The 21,889-nt window shown below is 65.0% G+C and carries 21 protein-coding genes; 1 reads left to right on the top strand and 20 read right to left on the bottom strand.

What is annotated here, in order from left to right; translation table 11 throughout:
* Positions 1–12: 12 nt before the first annotated feature.
* From AUJ55_00835 to AUJ55_00740, 20 genes are all read right to left on the bottom strand, one after another.
* Positions 13–1,269: a cell division protein FtsA gene (locus AUJ55_00835; protein ID OIO61255.1), complete on the bottom strand. Its 1,257-nt coding sequence runs from the start codon at positions 1,267–1,269 to the stop codon at positions 13–15.
* Positions 1,270–1,317: 48 nt separating this feature from the next.
* Positions 1,318–2,034 carry a hypothetical protein gene (locus AUJ55_00830; GenBank protein ID OIO61254.1) on the bottom strand — a complete coding sequence of 239 codons (717 nt, stop codon included), beginning with the start codon at positions 2,032–2,034 and terminating at the stop codon, positions 1,318–1,320.
* Positions 2,034–2,909: a hypothetical protein gene (locus AUJ55_00825; protein ID OIO61253.1), complete on the bottom strand. Its 876-nt coding sequence runs from the start codon at positions 2,907–2,909 to the stop codon at positions 2,034–2,036. Before AUJ55_00825 ends, AUJ55_00830 begins: the two co-directional genes overlap by 1 nt.
* Complete coding sequence (locus tag AUJ55_00820; GenBank protein ID OIO61252.1) at positions 2,906–3,769, bottom strand: UDP-N-acetylenolpyruvoylglucosamine reductase; 864 nt, start codon at positions 3,767–3,769, stop codon at positions 2,906–2,908. The genes AUJ55_00825 and AUJ55_00820 overlap by 4 nt, the downstream gene beginning before the upstream one ends.
* On the bottom strand, positions 3,766–5,103 hold the full coding sequence (locus AUJ55_00815; GenBank protein OIO61268.1) for a UDP-N-acetylmuramate--L-alanine ligase: 1,338 nt from the start codon (positions 5,101–5,103) through the stop codon (positions 3,766–3,768). Before AUJ55_00815 ends, AUJ55_00820 begins: the two co-directional genes overlap by 4 nt.
* A gap of 29 nt (positions 5,104–5,132) precedes the next feature.
* Positions 5,133–6,215 carry an undecaprenyldiphospho-muramoylpentapeptide beta-N-acetylglucosaminyltransferase gene (locus AUJ55_00810; protein ID OIO61251.1) on the bottom strand — a complete coding sequence of 361 codons (1,083 nt, stop codon included), beginning with the start codon at positions 6,213–6,215 and terminating at the stop codon, positions 5,133–5,135.
* Positions 6,212–7,309: a putative lipid II flippase FtsW gene (locus tag AUJ55_00805; protein OIO61267.1), complete on the bottom strand. Its 1,098-nt coding sequence runs from the start codon at positions 7,307–7,309 to the stop codon at positions 6,212–6,214. The genes AUJ55_00810 and AUJ55_00805 overlap by 4 nt, the downstream gene beginning before the upstream one ends.
* 65 nt (positions 7,310–7,374) lie before the next feature.
* Positions 7,375–8,664, bottom strand: a complete 1,290-nt coding sequence (locus AUJ55_00800; protein ID OIO61250.1) for a UDP-N-acetylmuramoylalanine--D-glutamate ligase — start codon at positions 8,662–8,664, stop codon at positions 7,375–7,377.
* Positions 8,664–9,752 (bottom strand): phospho-N-acetylmuramoyl-pentapeptide-transferase, encoded by a 1,089-nt coding sequence (locus tag AUJ55_00795; protein ID OIO61249.1) that lies wholly within the window; start codon positions 9,750–9,752, stop codon positions 8,664–8,666. Before AUJ55_00795 ends, AUJ55_00800 begins: the two co-directional genes overlap by 1 nt.
* On the bottom strand, positions 9,749–11,140 hold the full coding sequence (locus AUJ55_00790; GenBank protein ID OIO61248.1) for a hypothetical protein: 1,392 nt from the start codon (positions 11,138–11,140) through the stop codon (positions 9,749–9,751). The genes AUJ55_00795 and AUJ55_00790 overlap by 4 nt, the downstream gene beginning before the upstream one ends.
* On the bottom strand, positions 11,137–12,549 hold the full coding sequence (locus AUJ55_00785; protein ID OIO61266.1) for a hypothetical protein: 1,413 nt from the start codon (positions 12,547–12,549) through the stop codon (positions 11,137–11,139). Before AUJ55_00785 ends, AUJ55_00790 begins: the two co-directional genes overlap by 4 nt.
* A gap of 23 nt (positions 12,550–12,572) precedes the next feature.
* Complete coding sequence (locus AUJ55_00780; GenBank protein ID OIO61247.1) at positions 12,573–14,513, bottom strand: hypothetical protein; 1,941 nt, start codon at positions 14,511–14,513, stop codon at positions 12,573–12,575.
* Complete coding sequence (locus AUJ55_00775) at positions 14,510–14,830, bottom strand: hypothetical protein (GenBank protein OIO61246.1); 321 nt, start codon at positions 14,828–14,830, stop codon at positions 14,510–14,512. The genes AUJ55_00780 and AUJ55_00775 overlap by 4 nt, the downstream gene beginning before the upstream one ends.
* The gene (locus AUJ55_00770) at positions 14,827–15,765 is read right to left on the bottom strand and encodes a 16S rRNA (cytosine(1402)-N(4))-methyltransferase (GenBank protein ID OIO61245.1); all 939 of its coding nucleotides are present in this window, start codon (positions 15,763–15,765) and stop codon (positions 14,827–14,829) included. Before AUJ55_00770 ends, AUJ55_00775 begins: the two co-directional genes overlap by 4 nt.
* 2 nt (positions 15,766–15,767) lie before the next feature.
* Positions 15,768–16,211 carry a division/cell wall cluster transcriptional repressor MraZ gene (locus AUJ55_00765; GenBank protein OIO61244.1) on the bottom strand — a complete coding sequence of 148 codons (444 nt, stop codon included), beginning with the start codon at positions 16,209–16,211 and terminating at the stop codon, positions 15,768–15,770.
* Positions 16,212–16,516: 305 nt separating this feature from the next.
* Positions 16,517–16,855, bottom strand: coding sequence for a DNA-binding protein (locus tag AUJ55_00760; GenBank protein ID OIO61243.1), 339 nt, complete (start codon positions 16,853–16,855; stop codon positions 16,517–16,519).
* A 262-nt stretch (positions 16,856–17,117) separates the two neighbouring features.
* Positions 17,118–18,065 (bottom strand): thioredoxin-disulfide reductase, encoded by a 948-nt coding sequence (locus AUJ55_00755; GenBank protein OIO61242.1) that lies wholly within the window; start codon positions 18,063–18,065, stop codon positions 17,118–17,120.
* 31 nt (positions 18,066–18,096) lie between these two features.
* Positions 18,097–19,524 carry a mannose-1-phosphate guanylyltransferase/mannose-6-phosphate isomerase gene (locus AUJ55_00750; protein OIO61241.1) on the bottom strand — a complete coding sequence of 476 codons (1,428 nt, stop codon included), beginning with the start codon at positions 19,522–19,524 and terminating at the stop codon, positions 18,097–18,099.
* A gap of 81 nt (positions 19,525–19,605) precedes the next feature.
* Entirely contained in the window at positions 19,606–20,046 is a 441-nt protein-coding gene (locus AUJ55_00745) for a hypothetical protein (GenBank protein ID OIO61240.1), read from the bottom strand.
* Positions 20,036–20,986 (bottom strand): cysteine synthase, encoded by a 951-nt coding sequence (locus AUJ55_00740; GenBank protein OIO61265.1) that lies wholly within the window; start codon positions 20,984–20,986, stop codon positions 20,036–20,038. Before AUJ55_00740 ends, AUJ55_00745 begins: the two co-directional genes overlap by 11 nt.
* 152 nt (positions 20,987–21,138) lie before the next feature.
* On the opposite strand from AUJ55_00740, the gene AUJ55_00735 reads away from it, so the two are divergent.
* Positions 21,139–21,846 (top strand): bifunctional 3-demethylubiquinol 3-O-methyltransferase/2-polyprenyl-6-hydroxyphenol methylase, encoded by a 708-nt coding sequence (locus tag AUJ55_00735; GenBank protein OIO61239.1) that lies wholly within the window; start codon positions 21,139–21,141, stop codon positions 21,844–21,846.
* The last annotated feature ends 43 nt before the right edge of the window (positions 21,847–21,889 follow it).

The following is a 21,889-nucleotide window of genomic DNA, read 5'->3' as shown; positions in this document are numbered from 1 at the left end:
TTCCGGTCCGGTTTAAAAAAGCTCTTCGATCCACTGCCGCATCCGACCGATCAGGCCGGTTTTTTCTCGCCGTCCCCGCGACGATCCCCGGGGGAACAGCGCCTGCTGCTCGGCGGCCCGCTGCTTGGCGGCGTGTAACAAAAGGCCGGTACCGGTGGCATGGATGGGGGTGTTGACCACATCCTTAAGCCCCCCGACGTAGCGCGGTTTGCCCATACGCACCGGACGACCCAGGACATCCTCGGCCAGCTCCACACACCCCGGCATCTGGCTGGCGCCACCGGTGAGCACCACCCCCGAGGCGATCAAATCGCCATAGCCCGAGGACTCGATCTCGTGGCGGACCAGCTCGAAAAGCTCCTCCAGTCGCGCCTCGATGATTGAGGCGAGCACATGGCGGGAGATCTGCCGGCTGACCCGATCGCCGACGCTGGGAACCTCGATGCCGATGTCCTCCCCCTCCCCCAATCCCTCGACGGTGGCGATGCCGTACTGCACCTTGATTTTTTCGGCCTCCAGCATCGGAGTCGAAAGCCCCACGGCGATGTCGTTGGTGACATGCGCCCCGCCGACCGCCTTCACCCCGGTGTGGCGCAGGGCGCCGTTGGTGAAGATGGCGATGTCGGTGGTGCCACCGCCGATGTCGACCACACAAACCCCGAGTTCACGCTCGTCTTCGGTCAATACCGCCATCGCCGAGGCCTTTTGCTCCAGCACGATGTCCTCCACATCGAGGCTACAGCGCTGGCAGCACTTGATGATGTTGTCGACCGAGGTCACCGCCCCGGTGACGATGTGGACGTGGGCTTCCAGGCGGGTTCCGGCCATTCCCACTGGCTCGGTGATTCCATCCTGTTCGTCGACGATGAACTCCTGGGGGACCACATGAAGCAGGTGGCGGTCGCCCCCCCAACGGTGGGTCGAGGCGGCCTCCAGCACCCGCTCGACATCCTTCTGGCTGATCTCTTTGGGATTGTTCACCGCCACCACCCCGGTCGAGTTGAGCGAGGCGATGTGGCTACCGGCGATTCCGGTGACCACGCTGGTGATGTCGACCCCCGACATCATCGAGGCCTCGTTTACTGCCTGACGGATCGAGGCGACGGTCTTGTCGATGTTGACCACCACCCCCTTGCGTAAACCGAAAGAGGGGTGGGTGCCGACCCCGATGATGTTCACCTCTCCCTCGGGGGTGACCTCCCCCACGAGGCAAGCAATTTTGGTCGTCCCGATGTCGAGTCCCACCACGATGGGATTGGTCTTGGCCATTGCGACCTCCTGTAAAAACAGCTTCTCGGGGCCTGAAACCCCGTCGAATTACGATGTACTGCCCTGCAGCGTGCGAACCAGCACCGCCTTGGGCACCCCCAGGTCGATCAGATGGGGACTTTGCAGCACCTTGGGATCGTCGGCGGCGACCCGCTCCAGCCGCTGCCACGAGGCGCTCGGATCGCCACTTCCAAACCGCACCACCCCGCCACTACGCAGCACCGCCGATAGGCGCCCCCGACCGTCCCGATGCAGGTGGGCCACGTAGCGGGTCAAACCGGGCGCCACTTGTTGCAACGCCGCCTCGGCGGCAAGCAGCGCCCGCCAACCCTGGGGATCCTCCCCCCCTTCGAGCACCACCCCCTCGGGGGGATGGCGGGGCTCGGCGGGGGCGATCCAGACCCCATCGGGATCGATCCACCCCAGCACCCCCTCACGATGGGCCAATCCCGCCCCCCGTTTTTCACTCAGAGCGACCTCCAACCGGTCGGGCCAACGCCGCATGATCTTGGCGGTGGCGACCCACGGATCGGACAACACTGCCCCCAACACCGGATCGAGCTCAACCGTGGCCAGGCTTTTACCCGCCACCAGCGGGGCGACCGCCGCCCGCGCCGGACCGGTCAGATCGTCGGGGCCGGTCAGTTCCAACCGCGCCGTCGGCAGTTGCATCGCCCCGACCGTTACCGCACCGCCCACCACCGCCAGCAATCCGGCCAGCGCCGCCCACCGTTCCCAGGGACGCCGCTCCATCTGGCCGCCCATCAGGATCCCAGCCGCGCCGCTGCCAACTGCCGGGCGATCAGATCATCGAAGCTCCACCCCATCGCCTTGGCCGACATGGGGGCCAGCGATTTGCCGGTCATGCCCGGCAGGGTGTTGATTTCGAGCATCACCGGCTCCTCCCCCTCGGGCAGGATGAAATCGACCCGCGCCAATCCCCGGCACCCCACCGCCCGATAGGTCGCCTCGGCGGCCTGCTGGCAGGCGGCGGTCGCCGCCTCGCCGATCTGCGCCGGGGCGTCGTACTGGGTGCCGCCGGTGTATTTGTGGGTGTAGTCGTAAAAACCTTGATCGACCCGGATCTCAACGGGCGGCATGGCGCGTCCCTCGAAGACCGGCACCGTGATCTCACGCCCGGCCACGAAGCGCTCCACCACCACCGGCACCCCCTGATCGAGCAGCTCGGCCTGGGCCTGCATCAAGATTTCGGGATCATCGCTGATGGTGATGCCCACGCTGGAACCTTCGAGCTGCGGCTTGACCACCCAACGTCCGGGGGGAATCCCCGCCCCCGGCACGATCTGCTCCCCCACCCGCACCCCGACCGCCTGGGCCAGAATTCGGGTGCGGCTTTTGTCCATGGCGATGGCCGAGGCGGCGACCCCCGAGCCGGTGTAGGGGATCTTCAGCCACTCCAGCACCCCCTGCAGGGCGCCGTCTTCCCCATAACGACCATGGGTGACCAAGAGGGCGACCTCGGCCTCGCAGCGCAGCAACGCCTCTAGACCGTCGGCCTCGGGATCGACCCGCACCACCTCGAAACCGAGGTTTTTCAGCGCCGCCTCGACCGCGTTGCCGCTGGTTTGGGAAACCTCGGCCTCGACGGAGCGCCCCCCCGCCAGCAACAGCACCTTCATGCCGGCCTCCCCACGATTTGCACCTCACGCACCAACGTCACACCGAACCTCGCATGAACCTGTTCTTGCACCATGGCGATCAACCGCTCCACGTCGGCGGCGCTGGCGTCGCCCTCGTGGGTAATAAAATTGGCGTGCATCGGATCGACCTGCGCCCCTCCGACCTTGGCCCCCTTGAGTCCCGCCGCCTCGATCAACCGGGCGGCATAATCGCCGTCGGGATTGCGAAACACCGAACCTGCGTTGAGGCGATGCAACGGCTGGGTGGCGTTGCGCCGCTCGATGATCGCCGCCATTTTGCTGCGGATCGCCCCCCCCTCGCCGGGGCGTAGCTCCAGCGCCACCTCAACCACGATCTGATCTTCGGGAATCGAGGAATGGCGATAGCGCCACTGAATCTCATCGCCCCGCCACACCTTGCGCTTGCCGTGGCGGTCGCAGGTCACCACCTCGGTGACCAGGGGGCCGATTTCGCCGCCGTGGGCACCTGCGTTCATTCGGATTGCCCCCCCGACCGAACCGGGGATGCCGACCAGAAACTCGATGCCGGTCAGCCCCTTGTCGAGCGCGGCACGGCTTAAGGAGGCAACCGCCACCCCCGCCTCGGCACGCACCCGACCGTCGGCCTGAACCGTCAGCCCCTTCCACTGCTTGGTCGAAAGGACCGTTCCGGCCACCCCGCCGTCCCGCACCAAGATGTTGCTTCCCCGCCCGATCACCAGCAGCGGACCCTCCACCGGGTGATCCCGACACCAGTCGAACCACTGCCCAACGGTCTCGGGTTGCAAGAACCAATCGGCGGCCCCCCCCAGGTGCCAGGTGGTGTGCAGCGCCATCGGTTCGTTGGGGCGCGCGATCATGCGTGCCCCCCCACCCAACGCCTGCCGACTTGCGTCACACTGCCCGCCCCTAAAGTGATGAGCACATCCCCCGATTTCAGGGTGGCGTCGAGCAGCCCTTGGGGATCCTCCGGCGCCAGCTCGACGCAGGGGTGGCCGTGGGCCCGAATCCCCTCAACCAGCGCCTGGCTGTCGATCCCCTCAATGGGGGACTCCCCGGCCGCGTAGATCGGCATCACCAGCAAACAGTCGGCGTGGTTAAAGGCGCGGCAAAAATCCTCGAACAAATCATGGGTGCGGCTGTAGCGGTGGGGCTGAAAACAGACCACCAGGCGTCGGTCGCCGAAACGTTCGCGCCCCGCCTCCAGCGCCGCCTCCACCTCTTTGGGGTGGTGGCCGTAGTCGTCGATCACCGTCACCCCGTCCCGCTCCCCCACCGGCTCGAAGCGCCGCCCTACCCCGCCGAAGCTGGCCAGCGCGGCCCGCATCGTCTCGACGTCGAGCTTGAGAAAGTGCCCCACCCCCAACGCCGCCAGGGCGTTGAGAACGTTGTGCTTGCCCGGCAACGGCAGCTCGAAGATGCCCCAGTCCTGCCCGAAGGCGGTGACCTGAAAACGGCCGCTGCCCAGCGCCTTGGCCCGCATCTGGGCGGCGGCCGAAAATCCGTAGGTGGTCACCGGACGGGTCAAATCGGGCAGCAGCTGCTGCACCACCGGATGGTCGACGCAGACCACGGCGCGGCCATAAAACGGGACCGACTGCACGAAGCGATGAAACGCCTCTTGCAACGCCTCGAAGGTGCCGTAGTGATCTAAATGCTCCGGGTCGATGTTGGTCACCACCGCCACTGTTGGGGTCAGGTGGAGGAAGGTGCCGTCCGACTCGTCGGCCTCGGCGACCAGGTATTTGCCCCGACCGAGCACCGCGTTGGTGCCGAAGGCGTTGACCTTGCCGCCGATGATGAGGGTCGGATCGAGCCCCGCTTGCGCCAGCAGCCAGCCCACCAGCGAGGTGGTGGTGGTCTTGCCATGGGTGCCGGCCACCGCGATCCCCGCTTTGAAGCGCATCAACTCGGCCAGCATCTCGGCGCGCGGCACCACCGGGATGCGACGGCGGCGGGCCTCGACCACCTCGGGGTTGTCGGCTTTCACCGCCGAGGAGATCACCACCGCAGTCGCCCCCTCGATGTTCTCGGCGGCGTGGCCGATAAACACCCGCGCCCCGGCCCGCTCCAACGCCTCGACCGGCTCGGAGCGGCGCAGATCGGAACCGCTGACCGTGAACCCCTGGGTCAACAGCACCTTGGCGATGCCGCTCATACCGATGCCGCCGATCCCCACGATGTGCAGGTGCATGTCGGCGATGTCGAGGTTGGTTGCGTTGTTCACGAATGCCCCTGTTGGGTCTCGATGCCTGCGATCTGCTCGATCTCGTTCACGATTCTTGCGGCTGCGTCGGGTCGGGCCATGGTGCGGGCTTGGACTGCCATGTGTTGCCGCGTCGTCTCGTCACCCCAAAGTTCGGCCAGCAAGCGCCCCAGCGTTTCTGCCTCCAGCGGTTCCTTGGCAACCTTCGCCCCCCCCAGATCGGCCAATGCGGCGGCGTTGGCGCTCTGGTGGTCATCGGCGGCCCAGGGGAGCGGCACCAGCACCGCCGGGGTGGCAGTGGCGGCGATCTCGGCCACCGTCATCGCCCCGGAGCGCGCCACCAAGAGCCCCGCCCGACCATAAAAACCGCCCATATCGGCCACAAAGGGGAGCACCTGCGCCTCGATCCCCGCTTGCGCGTAGGCACCCCGAACCTCGTCGGCCTCGCTAACCCCGCTTTGGTGCAGCACCGGGGGAATCTGCCCCCCCTGGCGCTTCCACCAGGCCAGCGCCGCCGGAATCCCCCGGTTGAGACTGCGCGCCCCTTGGCTCCCCCCCAAGACCGCCAAACAGTCGCGGGGGCCGTCGCCCTGGAACAACGCCGTGCGCACCGGGTTGCCCACCATCACCGTCGGGACGCCCCATCCCGCCTCGGGAAAGCCGGTCATCCGCCGGGCGGCGAGCCGCCCCAAAATCCGGTTGGTGCGTCCTACCCGGCCGTTTTGCTCGTGGACCAAGAGCGGCACCCGCGCCACCCTTGCCGCCACCCCACCGGCCAGAGCCGCGTATCCCCCGACTGCCAGCACCGCCACCGGATCAACCCGGCGGATCGCCCGGTAGGCCCGCCATAGCGCCACCGGCAGGTCGATCAAGACCTTGAGGCGATGGCCCCAGCGCTTGCCGACCCAGGCCGCCACCGGCAGGGCGATCAGCTCGAACCCCGCCTCGGGAACCAGCTTGTTCTCAAGCCCCCGCTCGCCGCCGATGAAGAGCACCTTGGCGCCGGGGTGACGGGCCATCCAGGCGTTGGCCGCCGCCAGGGCGGGGAAGACATGACCGCCGGTCCCCCCCCCCGCAATGACCAGATTCGGCGCTTTCATGCCCCGGCGACCGCCCGGTTGCGCCGGGCCAGCTCCCCTTGCCGGTAGATGTTGAGCAGCACCCCGACCAAGAAGCAGCTCATCATCAAGGAGCTGCCGCCATACGAAACAAAGGGGAAAGTCAGCCCCTTGGTCGGCAGCGCCCCCATCACCACGGCGGCGTTGATCGCCCCCTCGACGGTGATGAGCAGGGTTAATCCCGAGGCGAGCAGGTAGCCGAACTCATCACGGGCGTAACGGGCGATCACCATCCCCCGCACGAAAAACAGCGCCAGCAGCCCCAGCAGCACCAGGGTGCCGATCAACCCGAGTTCTTCACCCACAATCGCCAGGATGAAATCGCTGAACGATTCGGGCAGATAGAAGGCCTTCTGCACCGACTCCCCCAGCCCCACCCCGCTTAAGCCCCCGTGGCCGAACGCGTAGAGCGATTGCAGCAACTGGTAGCCGCTGCCCAGTGGATCGGCCTCAGGGTTGAGAAACGCGGTCAGCCGATCCTGTCGATACCCGGCCCAACCGACCGCTACCGTCGCAAACGAGGTGGCAATCGCCAGCAGGGCGAACATCTGCACCAGCGAGGCGCCCGCAATCACAAAGAGCAGCGCGGTGACCGCCACCATAATCATCGCCCCGCCAAAATCGGGCTGACGCATGGCGATGGCGACCATGAACCCCATGACCACCAAGGGGGGGAAGAGCCCCCGCCAGAACTCCTGAATGCGGTCTTGGCGTCGCACGAAGAAGCTGGCCATGTAGACGATCACCGCAATCTTGGCGAACTCGATGGGTTGAACCGTCACCATGCCGATGTCGATCCAGCGGTTGGCGTTGTTGAGTTCGACCCGCAGCCCCGGCATGAAGGTGGCCATCATCCCGAAGACCGCCAAACCAAAAATCCACTTGCGGTACACCGCCAGCCGCCGGTAGTCGACCGCCCACCCCAGGGTCATGAAGGTCAGGCCGATCAGGACGTAGAGCACCTCGCGGCGCAGGTAGAAGTAGGGATCGCCCCGGTCGGCCTGGGCCCACCAGACCGAGGCCGAAAAGACGAACACCACCCCCACCGAAATCAACGCCAGTACAATCCCGAGCATCCAGGGATCGACAAAAACCTGGAGCGGTCGGCGCTGACTGGAGCCGTGGCCGTGAAGGGCGACGCTCACGCGCCGACCCGATGCGCCGTCGGCGCCCCGAACCGCTGCCGACACAGATCGGCGAAGTGATCGCCCCGCTGCCCGAACGAGGTGTAGAGATCGAAGCTGGCGCAGGCCGGCGAGAGCAGCACCGCCCCCTCCCCTGAGACCCGATCCAACGCTGCCGCCATGTCGGCGACCACCTCACCCCCCAACAGCGGCTGAAGCTGGGCTGCGATGCGGGGGCCATCCTTGCCGAAGTAGAGGGGATGGATCTCTAAACCCTGAGCGGCGGCGGCCAGTTCTAAAAAGTCGTACTCCTTGGCCAGCCCCCCGACGATCCACCACAGCGCCCCAGCGCCCCGCGCCCAACCGCGTAAGGCGGCGGCGGCGGCGTGCACGTTGGTCGCCTTCGAATCGTCGACACACAGCCGCGAACCGGTTTGGGCCACCGGCACCATGCGGTGGGGCAGCGGCTCGAAGCTCAACAACCGCCGAGTGAGCACCCCCTCGTCGAGCCCGAGCTGCCGCGCCGCCAAAATCGCAACCGCGACGTTCCAGCGGTTGGGGCGTCCGATCAGTTGGAGCGGCAAATTTTCAAAGCCGCTGCCGAGCAGGGGATCGTCGCTTTCGGCAACCTCGACCACCTCAACCCCGGCGCGACGGCGATCCTCCAGCCAATCGGTCGGAATCCCCGCCCCGACGATCAGGGTGTCGCCCAATCCCATGCGCTCGAACAAACGCCCCTTGGCAGCGTGGTAGGCGGCCAAATCGGGATAGCGGTCGAAATGATCGGGGGCCAGGTTGGCGTAGATCCCCACCTTGGGTTTCACCGTCGCGACCAACTCGGCCTGAAAACTCGAAACCTCGACCACCAGCGGGCCGGTATCGACCTCGGCAATCGCCTCCCCCGCCGCCCGACCGATGTTGCCGCTGGGAGCCACCCCGAGCAGATGGGCGATCAGGGCGGTGATCGTCGACTTGCCGTTGGTGCCGGTAATGGCGCACAGCAGCCGTTCGGGGCGCAGCCGGGCCAGCCATTCCACATCGCCCACCACCTTGCCCGCCCCCTGCGCCGCCGCCCGTACCGGGTGCTCGGGCCGGATGCCGGGGGCGGGGGTGATCGCCGCCGCCTGCGCCACCAGGGCCGGATCGACCGGCCACACCTGCGCCCCGAGTTCAGCAGCTAGGGTTTGCAGGGTGGCGGGATCCATCTTGTCGTCGCTCAGCGCCAGGGTCAGACCGCGACCGCTCAAGGCGCGGGCCAAACCGGCCCCCGAAATTCCCACCCCCAGGATCCAGCAATCGACACGCATCAGCGCACCTTCAACGTCGCCAGGGCCAGCAGCCCCAACACGATCGAAATAATCCAAAACCGCACCGTGATCTTCGGTTCGGCCCACCCCTTGAGTTCGAAATGGTGGTGGATCGGAGCCATGCGCAGCACCCGTTTGCCCCGCAGTTTGAACGAGGCGACCTGGACCATGACCGAGAGCGCCTCGACCACGAAAATCCCCCCGAGCAGCAGCAGCAGCAGCTCTTGCCCCACCACCACCGCCGCCACCGCCAGCAGCCCTCCGATGGCCAGCGCCCCGATGTCACCCATGAAGACCTGGGCCGGATAGGCGTTGAACCAGAGAAAACCGAGTCCCGCCCCGGTCAACGAGGAGAGGATCACCGCGATCTCCCCCGCTCCCGGCACGTAGGGGAGCAACAGGTACTCACTGAATTTGGCGTGACCCGACAGGTAGACGATGGCGGCCAGCACCACCGCCGCCACCATGGCGGGGCCAATCGCCAATCCGTCTTGGCCGTCGGTCAGATTGACCGCGTTGGCGGTGCCGACCACCACGAGCACCACGAAGGGGATCCACCAGGCGCCCAAATCCCAATGGACCGTCTTGAGGAAGGGGATCACCAGATCGCCCCCCGCCCGGTCGGCCATCCCCAGGGCGCTGAGCGCCATCGCCGCGATCAAGGCGACGATGAGCTGTAACAAAAACTTGTAGCGGGACGGCATGCCGTTGGGATCGCGGCGGATCAGCTTGAGGTAGTCGTCCCAGTAGCCGATGGCGGCAAATCCGGCGGTGGTCAACAAAACCACCCAGACCAGGGGGTTGGTCCACTCAGCCCAAAGCAAAGAGGCCATGACCATCGCCAGCAAAATCAACAGCCCCCCCATGGTGGGGGTTCCCGATTTTAATAGATGGGCGGGGGGACCGTCGGTGCGGATCGGCTGCCCCTTGCCTTGCCACAGCGCCAGCCGCCGGATCGTCGCGGGGCCCAACGCTAAGGCGATGACCAGACCGGTAAGCAACGCCCCGATTGCCCGGAATGTGATGTACCGGAACAGATTCAGGCCGCTGATTTGGTCCTGAAACGCCATCGCCAAGTGGTAAATCATGCTTTGCCCCGCATCTCAATCCGATTCATTCGCTCCTGCACCCCCCCCAAAAGCCGCTCCATCCGGGCGGCCCGACTGCCTTTCAATACCACCGCCCCCGCTTCGGGCCACCAATCGGCCAGCGCCACCAGCGCCTGCTCCTGGGTTGCGAAGGATTGGCAGCGAGACCCCATCCCTTGAAAACGGCAGGCCAGCGCTTCGTCCCCCACCACCACCAACCGGCCCCTGCCCGAGACCAGCGCTCCGGTCAGTCGCCCCCAGGCAGGATCGGCGGGATCGACCTCTTTGAGGGTACCGAGCACCAGCACCGGCTCGCCGCCACCTAAAGCCGCTTGCTCCTCAATGGCACGCCAGGCGGCCAGCACCGAGTCGGGGTTGGCGTTGTAGGTGTCGTCCCAAAGGGTCACCGCGCCGAAGTCTCCCGCCCGGTTCATCCGCCCCACGGGAGGGGTCATCGCCTCGAATCGCCTGGCCATCCTCTGAAGGTCGAGCCCCAACCCCAGCCCCACCGCCAGCGCCGCCGCCACGTTCCCCCCTTGATGGGGGCCAGGCAGTGGCAGATCAACCTCAACCGTTTGCCCCTCTGCCCTCAAGCGAAGGTGCTGCCCCGTCCCGCTGGGGCGCCGCGCCACGACCTGCACGTCGCAGCCCTCCCCCTCGCCAAAGCGCAACACCTTCAGATCGGGGCGAAGCGGGGCGCCGTTCAGCCCCTCGGGCAGCACCAGCACCCCGCCGGGGGCGATCCCCGAGGCGATCTCAAGCTTGGCCCGCCGCACCCCATCGAGACCGCCGAGCATGCCTGAGTGGGCGGCACCGACGTTGACGATCGCCCCCACATCGGGGGCGGCCCAACGGCTGAGTTGGGCGATTTCGCCCCGGGCGTTCATCCCCATCTCCACCACTGCCAGCCGGTGTTCTTCACCCAAACGCAGCAGGGTCAGCGGCACCCCGATCAGGTTGTTGAGGTTGCCTCGGGTCGCCAGTACGGTGTCACCCGAGCCATCAGCCAACCCCGCCGCCAGCAGATCCTTCACCGTCGTCTTGCCGCTGGAGCCGGTCACCCCGACCACCTTACCCCCCCAAATCCGCCGCTGGGCGGCGCCCCAGCGGCCAAGCAGGGCGTTGGGATCGTCGGCCCGGGCCAGCGGCAGATGGCTCGGGCCATCCCAATCGCTGCGTACCACCGCCCCCGCCACCCCGCGCTGGCCAACCTGGGCCACGAAGTCGTGGCCGTCGAAGTGCTCGCCCCGGTAGGCCAGAAAAATCTCGTTCGGACCGATGGTGCGGCTGTCGATCCCCAGCCCGGTCGGCGTTTGCCCCAAGGGGGGGGCGAACGCCACTCCGAGTGTTTTCAGCGACCGCTCCAGCAACCGATTGCCCGAACTCATGAAGGGGTTTTCCCGGCACGATGGAGTAGCGCTTGAGCCGCCACCTGCCGGTCGTCGAAGGGGAGCACCCGCCCCCCCACCGTCTGGGTCGTCTCGTGCCCCTTGCCGGCGATCAAAACAATCTCGTCGTCGGCGGCTCGGGCGATGGCGACCTCGATGGCGGTGCCCCGGTCGTCGATCTCGATCACCTCAACCCCGGCTACGATTCCGGCCCGAATCTGCCCCCGGATCGCCGCCGGATCCTCGCCGCGTGGGTTGTCGTCGGTCAGAACGATCCTCCCGGCTCGGCTGGCCGCCTGCCCCATCAAGGGGCGCTTGCCCGCATCCCGGTCCCCACCGGCGCCAAAAAGCACCGTCACCCGGCTGTGGGGCAGCTGCATCACCGCCCCGAGCGCCGCCTCAAGACCGTCGGGGGTGTGGGCGTAATCGACCAGAACCAACGGTCCCGCCCCGCCCACCCGCTCCATGCGCCCCGGCGCCCCGGTCGCCTTGCTTAAGGCCGCGACCACCCGATCCAACGGCCAGCCCAGGGCATGGGCCACATGCAACACCGCCAGCAAATTCATGGCGTTGTATTGCCCGATCAGCGAGGTTTGCACCGCCACCGCGCCCCACGGGCCCCTGGCGGTGAAGTGCATCCCACTGCGCTCCTGGCGCAGATCTTCAAGATCGTCCTGCCCGTAACGGGCCTCCCCCGGCAGGTCGTCGCTCCAGGTACCACGGCTCAGAATCCGGTAACGACTCTGGGCCAGCAGCCGCGCCTTGGCATCCCGGTACGCCTCCATGTCGCCGTGGTAGTCGAGGTGATCGCGCGAAAAGCTGGTCCACACCGCCACCGCGAATTCCAGACCCGCGACCCGCCCCTGCATTAGGGCGTGGGAGGAAACCTCCATCGCCACCCCCTCGTCCCCCCCTTGCACCGCCTGCCCCAACAGCCCCGCCAACGCCACCGCGTCGGGGGTGGTGTGGCGGGTCGGCAGGTCGTGTCCGGCAATGAAGTGGCCGGTGGTGCCGATCCGCCCCCAACTGCGCCCCAAATGACGGGCCACCTGCTCAATCAAATGCACCACCGTGCTTTTGCCGTTGGTCCCGGTCACCCCGACCAGGTGCAGCCGCTTGGCGGGATTACCTGCGAGCCGCTGCGCCGCCCAACCGGCCCACCGGGCCGGATCGTCGCACTCGGCCAGCGCCACAGAGCCGGGCAGGGTTTCGGGGACGAGCACTCCTGGAGCAGCGATGATCCAGGCGGCCCCCCTGTCGGCGGCGGCCTGGGCATAACCACTGGCCTGCTCAGGGTCGCGGCTGCGGATGACCAAACCCCGACCCGCCACCACCTCGCGCGAATCCAGGGCGATCAGCCCCACCGCCTCGGTGGCAGGGGGACGGCGCCAATCCAGCGCCACCGGAATATCGGCCAAATCGCGCCAAGCGATCATGGTTGTTTCCTTTGTTGGGGCTCCCCGCCCGAGGTCGTGATCGAGGCCGAAGCCAGGGTCAGCGCGATGCTCCCCCCCGGCGCGGGGAACGGCTGCCCCGCCTTGGGACTTTGGGCCACCACCAACCCCACCCCCTTGGGATCGATCTCGATGCCGCTGCCGTCGAGCAGCTCCAACACCGAGCGCAGATCCAGGCCGGTTAAATCGGGCATCCCCCCGCTCAGGTCGACCTGGGCCACCTCCGGTTCGCTCAAGGGGAGCAAAGGCTCCTGAGCCGCCGGATCGTCGGGGGGGATGCCAAGCACCTGGATGGTGCGTGCGGCGATCTCTCTAAACACCGGGGCTGCCACGGTGCCACCGAAGGCCCGCCCGGTCGGTTCGTCGATGTGGACCACGATGGCGTATTGCGGCTTTTTCACCGGAATCAAGCCGACGAAGGCCGACAGCCAGTGCTCGTAGCTGTACCCCCCGGTTGCATCCACCTTCTGGGCGGTACCGGTTTTACCCGCCACCCGGTAGCCGGGGAGGATCGCGTTCTTGCCGGTCCCCTCCATCACCACCTGCTCCATCATCGACTTCAAGGTTTGGGCGGTCCCCTCCTCAAGGACCCGGCGGGGGCGGGGGGTGCCGCCGCCCGCCACCACCCGAGGGGTGTTGAGCAGCCCCCCGTCCCCAATCGCCGCCGCCGTCATCGCCATTTGCAACGCCGTCACCGAAATCCCCTGTCCGAAGGCCATGGTCGCCGCCTGTACCGGTGTCGGCGCGGTGAACACCGACCCCGACGATTCGGCGGGCAGGTCGATCCCGGTTTTGCTGCCGAAGCCGAAATCGAGCACCGTCTGCAGAAAGGGCTCGACCCCCATCTTTTGTTGGATCTTTACCGCCCCGATGTTGCTGGAGCTGACCAGCACCTGGGTGGTGGTTAGCCATCCCTCGCCGTGCACGTCGTGGATGAAACGGTCGGCGACCCGGTAACGCCCCTGCTCTGCGAACCACAGATCCTTCGGGGTCACCCCCCCCCGTTCGATGGCGGCTGCCAGGGTCACGATTTTGAAGGTCGAACCGGGCTCCACCGCATCCATCACCGCCCGGTTGCGCCAATCGCTCGGCCTGGAGTCGGCAAAATTGTTGGGGTTGAACAGCGGCAGGCTGACCATCGCCACCACCTTGCCGGTCTCCACCTCGACCGCCACCGCCGTCCCCCCCTTGGCCTTCCAGCGCCGCACCCCCCGTACCAGGGCGTCCAAGGCAATCTGCTGCACCCGGGCATCGAGGTTGAGCACCAAATCCTGCCCCGGCAGGGAGGGCTCGATCACCTCGATCTCATCCAGGGGACGCCCCTTGTTGTCGCGGCGGATCCGGTACTTGCCCGGACGGCCCTGCAACAGCGCGTCGAACTGGTACTCAATCCCCTCCAGCCCTTTGCCGTCGATCCCCACAAAACCGAGGATTTGCCCGAAGCCGACCCCCATGGGATAAAACCGCTTGGGCTCCTCGATGAATTTCAGCCCCGGCAGATTCAACCGTTCGATGGCGGCCTGCTGCTTGGGGTTGATCTGCCGGGCCAGCCAAACGAAATTGCCCCCCTGGGCCAACCGCTTGGCCAGTTTGCGCGGAGCGATCCCGAGGATTTTGCCCACCGTCGCCGCCGTCCCCGCCGGGTCGATCACCGCATCGGGAAAGGCATAAAGCGAGGGGACCGAGATACTCATCGCCAGCAAACGACCGTTGCGGTCGAAGATCCGGCCCCGCTCCCCTGGCACCTCGATGTCGCGCACCGTTTGTCGCGCCACCTTCTGGGCCAGCTCGGGGCCACGCACCACCTGGATTTCGATGGCCCGCAGCACCAACAGGGCAAACACGACCAAAAATCCGCCGACCACCGCCTGCCGACGGCGCACCAACCGAACCGAACCCTCCCAGGGGGCCAAACTCACGGTTGCTGCCCTTCGGCAGAACCGGGCGACTCGACCACTGGGCCGTGGGGTTTAACCTGATTCCACTGCGGCACCGTTAACCCTAACTCCCGAGCTCGGCGGCTGATCGAACCCAGGTCGCGGGCGGTGGCCCGTTGTACCTCAAGTTCGTCGCGCAGATGGCGCTCATCCTTCATCGCTCGGGTCACCTGGGCCTTGTATTGCAATAGCCCCACCGTCTCGGTGCGGGTCCAGATGTCGAGTAGCGCCGCAAAAACCAGCACCCCCAGGGCCAGCAACACCCCGAGCCAGCGCCGCCAGGTCATGGTGCCGATCACGGTTGGGGCGCCACCCTTTGCACACCGCGCAGCCGAGCCGAACGGGCGCGGGGGTTGAGGGCAAGCTCCTGCTGTGAGGCGGTACGCTCACCCAGCAAAACCGCTTGAGGGTGAGCCCCGCAGCCACACACCGGCATTTGCGGTGGGCAGGTGCAGCGCCCCAGCAGGTCGCGGAAGAACCGTTTTACCCAACGATCCTCTCCCGAATGGAAGGTGATGATTCCCATCCTTCCCCCCACCTTGAGCCGCTCGAATAGGACGGGAACCCCTCGTGCCAATTCGCCGAACTCGTCGTTGATCTCGATGCGCAGCGCCTGCACCACCCGGTTGGCATGACCCAGACGGCGCTCCCCCTTGGGGGGCAAGACCCGGTCGACCGTCTCGCGCAGCGCCCGTGTCGTTTGCGGCGTGGCCTGCAACAGCGCCCGCGCCACCCGACCGGCCTGGGGCAGGTCGCCGTATTCTTTGAGGATGGTCGCCAGACGGCCCTGATCGAATTCCTCCCAGCAGGCCGCCATGGGCCGCCCCTGGCGGGGATCCATGCGCAGATCGAGCGGTGCATCCTCGCGCAGGGTCATGCCCCGAGTCGGGTCGTCGATCTGATGGCTGGAGATCCCCAAATCAAGCAGCACCCCGTCAAGTCCCTCGGGAACAGACGCCTCCAGTTGGGTTGCCGCCTGGCTGAAGGGGATGTTCCAAATCGTGAGCGCCGAACCGAACCGGGCCAGCCGCGCTGCGGCAAAGGCGACCGCTTCGGGATCGCGATCACTGGCCCAGAGTCGCCCTGGGGCGCCGCCTGCGGTAATCCGCCCCAGAATCAATTCAGCGTGGCCGCCCCCACCCAGGGTGCCGTCGAACCAGCACTGCCCCGAACGGGGGTCGAGCATCTCGGCCACATCCCCGGCCAAAACGGGGATGTGGTAACCCTCCCCCATCGTCACAGCCCCAACGCCGCCAGCTCGGGACCGGCTTCGGCCAAGACCGCCATGTTTTGCTCCTGCTGGGCTTCCCACTGGGCGGGGGTCCAAATCTCGAATTTCTTGAGCCGACCACTGACGATCGCCTCGCCGTCGAGACTGGCAAATTTTCGTAACGGGGGGGGAATGAGGATGCGGCCCTGTTTGTCGGGGGTGACGTCGACCGCATTGGCCACGTAGAACCGCTCAAACGCCTCAACCGCCTTGGAGCTCATGCCCAAGTCGGCCACTCGGTTCTCGATTGCGGTCCACTGCGAAAGGGGAAAGGCCATCAGACAGCGGGAGGGGTTGACGGTGACCACCAGAGTGTCGTCTCCGAAGGAGGCAAGCACATCCCGGAAGCGGGCAGGAATAGCCATCCGCCCCTTCTCGTCGATGCCAATTTGTGCCACCCCTCGAAACATGCGCCCCGCCCCCACGCGATGAACACGATTCCCCACAATCACCCACAATTCCCCACCGTTTGAGGCAGACTAAGGCCTATGCCCCCCGAAGGTCAAGAACCTTTTGTAAAAACAAGGACTTGCGCGATCCCGTGTTGAAGCATGCCTTCAGCTAAGGGGGCTAATTCTCGGGCAGACAAAGGGGATTCGTTTCTGGGGGGTGGTGTAGACGACGTGCAGGGGGTCGGATGGGGGTGGCACGCTGGTACTCAGGTCACAAAAAAGGGGCGCCACGGCGCCCCTTTTGTTGTTCGAAGTTATGTCGATCAATCGGCGTTAACCGCCTCCTGACCCGAATCGAAGGCTTTAAACCGCAAGTAGTCACGGTCGGGAACCTGAACCGTCGCCCCCGTTTTGGGGTTTCTTGCCTCATGGGCTGGGACGTGCTTTAGGTAGAACCGGCCGAACTCGTTCAGGCGAACCTCCTGACCCGCCTTGAGGCTCTGGACGATCTGCCCCTTGAGAGCGCCGAGTATCGCCACCACCTGGGCCTGCTCGGCTCCGGTCTGCTTGGCGATCATTCCGGCAAGCTCCTGCTCGCCCACCGCCCCTGCTCCCTGCGCCCATCCCAACGCCAGCACCGCTGCGATCACAAATCGTTTCATGATGCCCTCCTGATTCCTTTGGGTTTGATGGACGCCCCGTGCGTCCATGCACGGGTGGCATCTAATCATCCAAAGCGCTGAAGGACAACGAAAAAACGATGGGGCAAGGCAAACGCCGATTGATTTGGCGCCTGTTTGCGACCCAGAGACAGCTCGCCAAAACCAGGGCTGTTCGCAATGGGTTTTGGCTGCGAAACAAAAACCACCCTTTTTGCGAAGCGTCGCTGTAAAAGGCAGGCTGCCTTTTTCCAGCGTTTCCCCGCTAACCGCGTTGAGTCGCCAACCAGCGCTCCACCTCGATGGCGGCCATACACCCCATTCCAGCAGCGGTCACACCCTGGCGGTAGATCGCATCGGCCACGTCCCCCGCCGCAAAAACCCCCTCGATGTTGGTCGCGGTCGAGTCGGGTTTGCGCAAGATGTAGCCATGATCGTCCAGGTGGATCACATCCTTGAAGATCTTGGTGTTGGGGGTGTGGCCAATGGCGATGAAGACCCCCTTGACGGTCAAGGTCTCGATGGCGCCAGTGACGGTGTCTTTCAGCTCCAACCCCTGGACCCCCCCCTGGTTGGGTTCGCCAAGGATGTGCTGAATAACCTTGTTGGTCAGGATTTCGATCTTCGGATTGGCCCGGGTCCGCTCCAACATCACACGGGAGGCGCGGAAGTTCTCGCTACGGTGGATCAAAGTCACCTTGCTGGCGAAGTTGGTCAGGTAGTTGGCCTCCTCCATCGCCGTGTCGCCGCCACCGATCACCGCGATCTCTTCGCCGCGATAGAAGAAACCGTCGCAGGTGGCGCAGCCCGACACCCCATACCCCATCAAACGTTTTTCGTCGTGCAAACCCAACCACCGAGCCGAGGCGCCGGTGCAAACAATCACCGCGTCGCCGGTATAAACGACGCCGCTATCGCCGATAGCCTTAAAGGGGCGACTGGAGAAGTCGACCTCGACGATGATGTCGGTATGGATGATGGTGCCAAAACGTTCGGCCTGCTGCTGCATCATCAACATCAATTCGGGTCCCTGAATCCCATCGGGGAAACCGGGGAAGTTCTCGACATCGGTGGTGATGGTCAACTGTCCACCCGGCTGCATCCCCGCCACGATCCCCGGCTTGAGGTTGGCCCGGGCGGCATAAATGGCGGCGGTGTACCCGGCGGGACCGGAACCGATAATCAGGACATGGTGGTGAATCGTTTGGCTCATGAAAAACTCCGGCATTCACAGAATGGGTTGTTCACATCGTTGCATCGATTACGTCGGGGACTGTGCCCACCGCGCCATAACGGTCTTCAAAACGGACGATGTCGTCCTCACCCAGGTATTCGCCGCACTGCACCTCGATCAGCTCCAGGGGCACCACGCCGGGATTGGCCAGGCGATGTTTGGTGTTTGAGGGTACATAAACCGACTGGTTGGCGGTTAAAACCTGAACCTTGCCGTCGACCTCGACCTCGGCCGCGCCCCGCACCACCACCCAATGCTCGGAGCGATGGTGATGCAATTGCAGGCTTAGGGTCGCGCCGGGAAAAACCTTGATCCGCTTGATTTTATAGGTCGGCCCCTCGTCGAGTACTCCGAACCAGCCCCAGGGACGATCCTCCTGACGGGGATGAAAAACCTCGTCACGCCCCTGTTTTTTTAGGGCCTCGACCACCGCCTTCACATCTTGGCTACGATCCCGGCTGGCCACCAACACCGCGTCGGGGGTTTCAATCACCACCATGTTCTCGACGCCGATGGCGGCCACCAAACGGCTGTTCGACTGAATCAGGGAGCCGCTCGCCCCCAAGGCCACCACATCGCCGGAGATGACGTTGCCGGCATCGTCTTTGTCGCTGATCTCATATAGGGCGTCGAAATTACCCAGATCGGTCCAGCGAAAATCGGTGGTCACCACCCGGACGTTGTTGGCCTTTTCGAGAATGCCGAAGTCGATGGAGACCTTGGGCAGATCAACGAAGACCTCGCGGGTGACCTTGTCTTCATCAGGACTCCCCAGCACGGCGGCGATGGTTTGCAACCCCCGCGCCAGATCCGGCATGTAAGCCTCAATAGCCTGCAGAATGGCGTCGGCACGCCAGACAAACATCCCGGCATTCCAATAGAAGCGCCCGCTTTTGAGGTATTGCTCGGCAGTAGGGCGGTCGGGTTTTTCGACAAAACGACGCACCGACAGGGTGGCGGGGGGGGCTTGCTCGGGGGGGGCCTCGACCTCGATGTAGCCGTACCCCGTATGAGGCGAGGTCGGGGTGATGCCGAAAACAACCAAATCGCCCGATGTGGCCGCCGCTTCGGCCTGCTGGACCGCCGCGTTAAGACGATCCTGATCTTGAATGTGGTGATCGGCGGGGAAAATCAACATCACCGCATTGGGATCTGCACGTCGCAAGCGCAAAGCGGTTAAACCGATAGCGGCTGCGGTGTCGCGGGGGAAAGGCTCGGACCACACCTCAACATTCCCCGGTAATTGCCGCCGAACCGCGGTCTGCAACTCAACCGAAGTCACCACCACCCGTTGCCTTGTCAACGGCTTCAATCGGGTCAATGTGTCTTGCAGCAGCGACTCCTCCCCTTGCAAGGAGAGGATCTGTTTTGGGGTGCTTTCACGACTCAACGGCCAAAGTCGGCTACCCGACCCCCCCGCCAACACAACACCAATCATGGGTTTTCTCCCGTGCAAAATTCGAACAAACGAGCCTGGCCGAAGCATGAAGGAGGGGGTGGGGGCTGGCAACCTGGGGGGTCAGTCGGCTGAGACCTCGACCGCAATCTCGTCAAAGCCAGCCCCATCTTCCCACAGTAGGTAAGCGCGCCCCTCCTGCAGCCCCTGCTGCGTCACCCTGCCGATCCAGTAGGCATACCCCTCCCAGGCGCTCTGCCGGTCGGTCTCGGAAGGACGGGCGGGATGGTCGGGATGGCTGTGGTAGACGCCGACAATTTCAAGTTTTTCGGCACGCGCCTGACGGTCGACCCGCTGAAACCCTTGCGGATCGAGGTCGAAACGGTCGTGCGCCCGTTCGTTGTTGAGGTTATCGACCGGGCAGGCTTGGAACGCCTCGATCACCCCCTTTGAGGAACGCCCCACCAACAAGCCGCAGCATTCGTGAGGGTAGGTTTGTTCGGCCTGCTCCTGCATCACCTTTTGTGCTTGGGCCGAGACAATCAGCCGAGACTCAGATGCCATCGCCGCCCCCTAATGATTCCCACATCCGAGTGGTCAGGTACTTTTCGCCCCCATCGGGAAAGACGGTGACGATGTGGGCCGTTTGCCCCGGTTCGACCCGCCGAGCCAGTTCAAGGGCAGCGGCCAGGGCGCAGCCGGAGGATTGACCGACCAGAATCCCCTCTTCGCGGGCCAGACGCTGGGCCATGCGATAGGCCGCTTCGGTTCCCACCTCGACGATACCGTCGAGTTCCGACGGATGATAGATGGTGGGGTTGATCGAGCTGGGCATATGTTTGAGCCCCTCGATGCCGTGAAACGGCTCGGAGGGCATGGCGCCGAAGCACTGAATGGCCGGGGCGATCCCCTTCAAACCCCGGGTTGTCCCCATGGCGGTCCCGGATGTCCCCAACGCAGCAACAAAATGGGTCACCGTCCCCTGACTTTGCTGCCAAATCTCTTGCGCGGTGGTGTCGGTGTGGGCCATCGGGTTTTCGGGGTTGTGGTACTGGTCGGGCTTAAAGAAACGGTTGGGGTCCCGGTGGTACATCTCGTCGGCAACCCGCATCGCCCCGTCGGAGCCCTCCATCGGATCGGTCAGGGTTACCGTTGCCCCGAAGGCGCCGATAATCCGTTTCCGCTCCTCGCTGACATTGGCTGGCATGATCAAATGAACCGGCATCCCCAATCGAGCCCCGATCCAGGCCAGTGCAATGCCGGTATTCCCCGAGGTCGAGTCGAGAATCGTCAATCCCTCGCGTAGTCGCCCCTCGGCAAGCCCTTGGCGGATCATGCGCAGCGCGGCGCGATCCTTGACCGAACCGCCCGGATTGTTGCGCTCGATCTTGGCTGAAATGCGCACCCCCTCTGGCAGATGACCGGTGGTGCGGCTCAACGGGAGCAATGGGGTGTTGCCAACCAGACCGAATAGGGGGTCTTGATCGAATTGGTCCAGACTCATCATGGGAGATCCTAACGGCACGGTGAAAGACGGGCAGCGTAATATCTAATATTAATCTGTTGAATTATTTTCAACAAACATATTTTTTTTGTTGTTTATAGTATCCAAGCCGGACCGCTAAGATGGGGTTTCATTTTCGACAGGAGCCCGTTATGAGCCAAACCCTGCACGCCGACCCGAAAGAGATCGCCAAATTCGACCGCATCGCCGCCGAATGGTGGGACCCCAAAGGGCGCTTTGCTCCTCTGCACCAGATCAACCCACTGCGCTCGCAATACATTGCCGACACGGTGGTGCTGGAGGGGGCGCGGCTGCTCGATGTCGGTTGCGGCGGGGGAATCTTGAGCGAAGAGCTCACTCGGCGCGGCGCCCAGGTCACCGGAATCGACCGCTCCGAAAAGGCACTAGCGGTGGCGAGGCAGCACGGCTCGGTCTCTGGCGTCGTGGTCGATTACCGGCTGAGCAGCGCCCAAGAACTGGCGGCAACCGATCCCGAGCCCTTCGACGCCATCACCTGCCTAGAGGTGCTCGAACACGTCCCTGACGTGCCCGACCTGTTGCGCACCATGCATGGGTTGCTCAAACCGGGGGGAACCCTTTTCTTCGCCACCCTCAACCGCACGATGAAGTCGTACCTGATGGCGATTGTAGGGGCCGAGTACATCTTGAATTGGCTGCCACGCGGCACCCATCAATGGGAGCGCTTCATCAAACCGTCGGAATTGATCGGGGCGCTTGAAGAGGCCGGTTTCGCACCCCAGGATCTGCGCGGCATGAGTTATAGCCCCCTGGGCAACCGTTACAGTCTATCCCACGATCTGGACGTCAATTATTTGGGGTGCGCACGGCGGCCCGAGTGAACAGAACGGCGACAGAATGTGGATAAGCGCAGCGCATCCACCT

It is taken from the genome of Proteobacteria bacterium CG1_02_64_396, assembly GCA_001872725.1.
Classification (GTDB): Bacteria; Pseudomonadota; MNWR01; order CG1-02-64-396; family CG1-02-64-396; genus CG1-02-64-396.
This window is presented reverse-complemented; position numbering and strand designations above follow the sequence as displayed.

What these genes read in the sequence shown, in the direction of transcription:
- AUJ55_00835 (OIO61255.1), bottom strand. Translation starts at nt 1,269, where the DNA reads ATGGCCAAGACCAATCCCATCGTGGTGGGACTCGACATCGGGACGACC.
- AUJ55_00830 (OIO61254.1), bottom strand. Translation starts at nt 2,034, where the DNA reads ATGGGCGGCCAGATGGAGCGGCGTCCCTGGGAACGGTGGGCGGCGCTG.
- AUJ55_00825 (OIO61253.1), bottom strand. Translation starts at nt 2,909, where the DNA reads ATGAAGGTGCTGTTGCTGGCGGGGGGGCGCTCCGTCGAGGCCGAGGTT.
- AUJ55_00820 (OIO61252.1), bottom strand. Translation starts at nt 3,769, where the DNA reads ATGATCGCGCGCCCCAACGAACCGATGGCGCTGCACACCACCTGGCAC.
- AUJ55_00815 (OIO61268.1), bottom strand. Translation starts at nt 5,103, where the DNA reads ATGCACCTGCACATCGTGGGGATCGGCGGCATCGGTATGAGCGGCATC.
- AUJ55_00810 (OIO61251.1), bottom strand. Translation starts at nt 6,215, where the DNA reads ATGAAAGCGCCGAATCTGGTCATTGCGGGGGGGGGGACCGGCGGTCAT.
- AUJ55_00805 (OIO61267.1), bottom strand. Translation starts at nt 7,309, where the DNA reads ATGCTCGGGATTGTACTGGCGTTGATTTCGGTGGGGGTGGTGTTCGTC.
- AUJ55_00800 (OIO61250.1), bottom strand. Translation starts at nt 8,664, where the DNA reads ATGCGTGTCGATTGCTGGATCCTGGGGGTGGGAATTTCGGGGGCCGGT.
- AUJ55_00795 (OIO61249.1), bottom strand. Translation starts at nt 9,752, where the DNA reads ATGATTTACCACTTGGCGATGGCGTTTCAGGACCAAATCAGCGGCCTG.
- AUJ55_00790 (OIO61248.1), bottom strand. Translation starts at nt 11,140, where the DNA reads ATGAGTTCGGGCAATCGGTTGCTGGAGCGGTCGCTGAAAACACTCGGA.
- AUJ55_00770 (OIO61245.1), bottom strand. Translation starts at nt 15,765, where the DNA reads ATGGGGGAGGGTTACCACATCCCCGTTTTGGCCGGGGATGTGGCCGAG.
- AUJ55_00765 (OIO61244.1), bottom strand. Translation starts at nt 16,211, where the DNA reads ATGTTTCGAGGGGTGGCACAAATTGGCATCGACGAGAAGGGGCGGATG.
- AUJ55_00760 (OIO61243.1), bottom strand. Translation starts at nt 16,855, where the DNA reads ATGAAACGATTTGTGATCGCAGCGGTGCTGGCGTTGGGATGGGCGCAG.
- AUJ55_00755 (OIO61242.1), bottom strand. Translation starts at nt 18,065, where the DNA reads ATGAGCCAAACGATTCACCACCATGTCCTGATTATCGGTTCCGGTCCC.
- AUJ55_00750 (OIO61241.1), bottom strand. Translation starts at nt 19,524, where the DNA reads ATGATTGGTGTTGTGTTGGCGGGGGGGTCGGGTAGCCGACTTTGGCCG.
- AUJ55_00745 (OIO61240.1), bottom strand. Translation starts at nt 20,046, where the DNA reads ATGGCATCTGAGTCTCGGCTGATTGTCTCGGCCCAAGCACAAAAGGTG.
- AUJ55_00740 (OIO61265.1), bottom strand. Translation starts at nt 20,986, where the DNA reads ATGAGTCTGGACCAATTCGATCAAGACCCCCTATTCGGTCTGGTTGGC.
- AUJ55_00735 (OIO61239.1), top strand. Translation starts at nt 21,139, where the DNA reads ATGAGCCAAACCCTGCACGCCGACCCGAAAGAGATCGCCAAATTCGAC.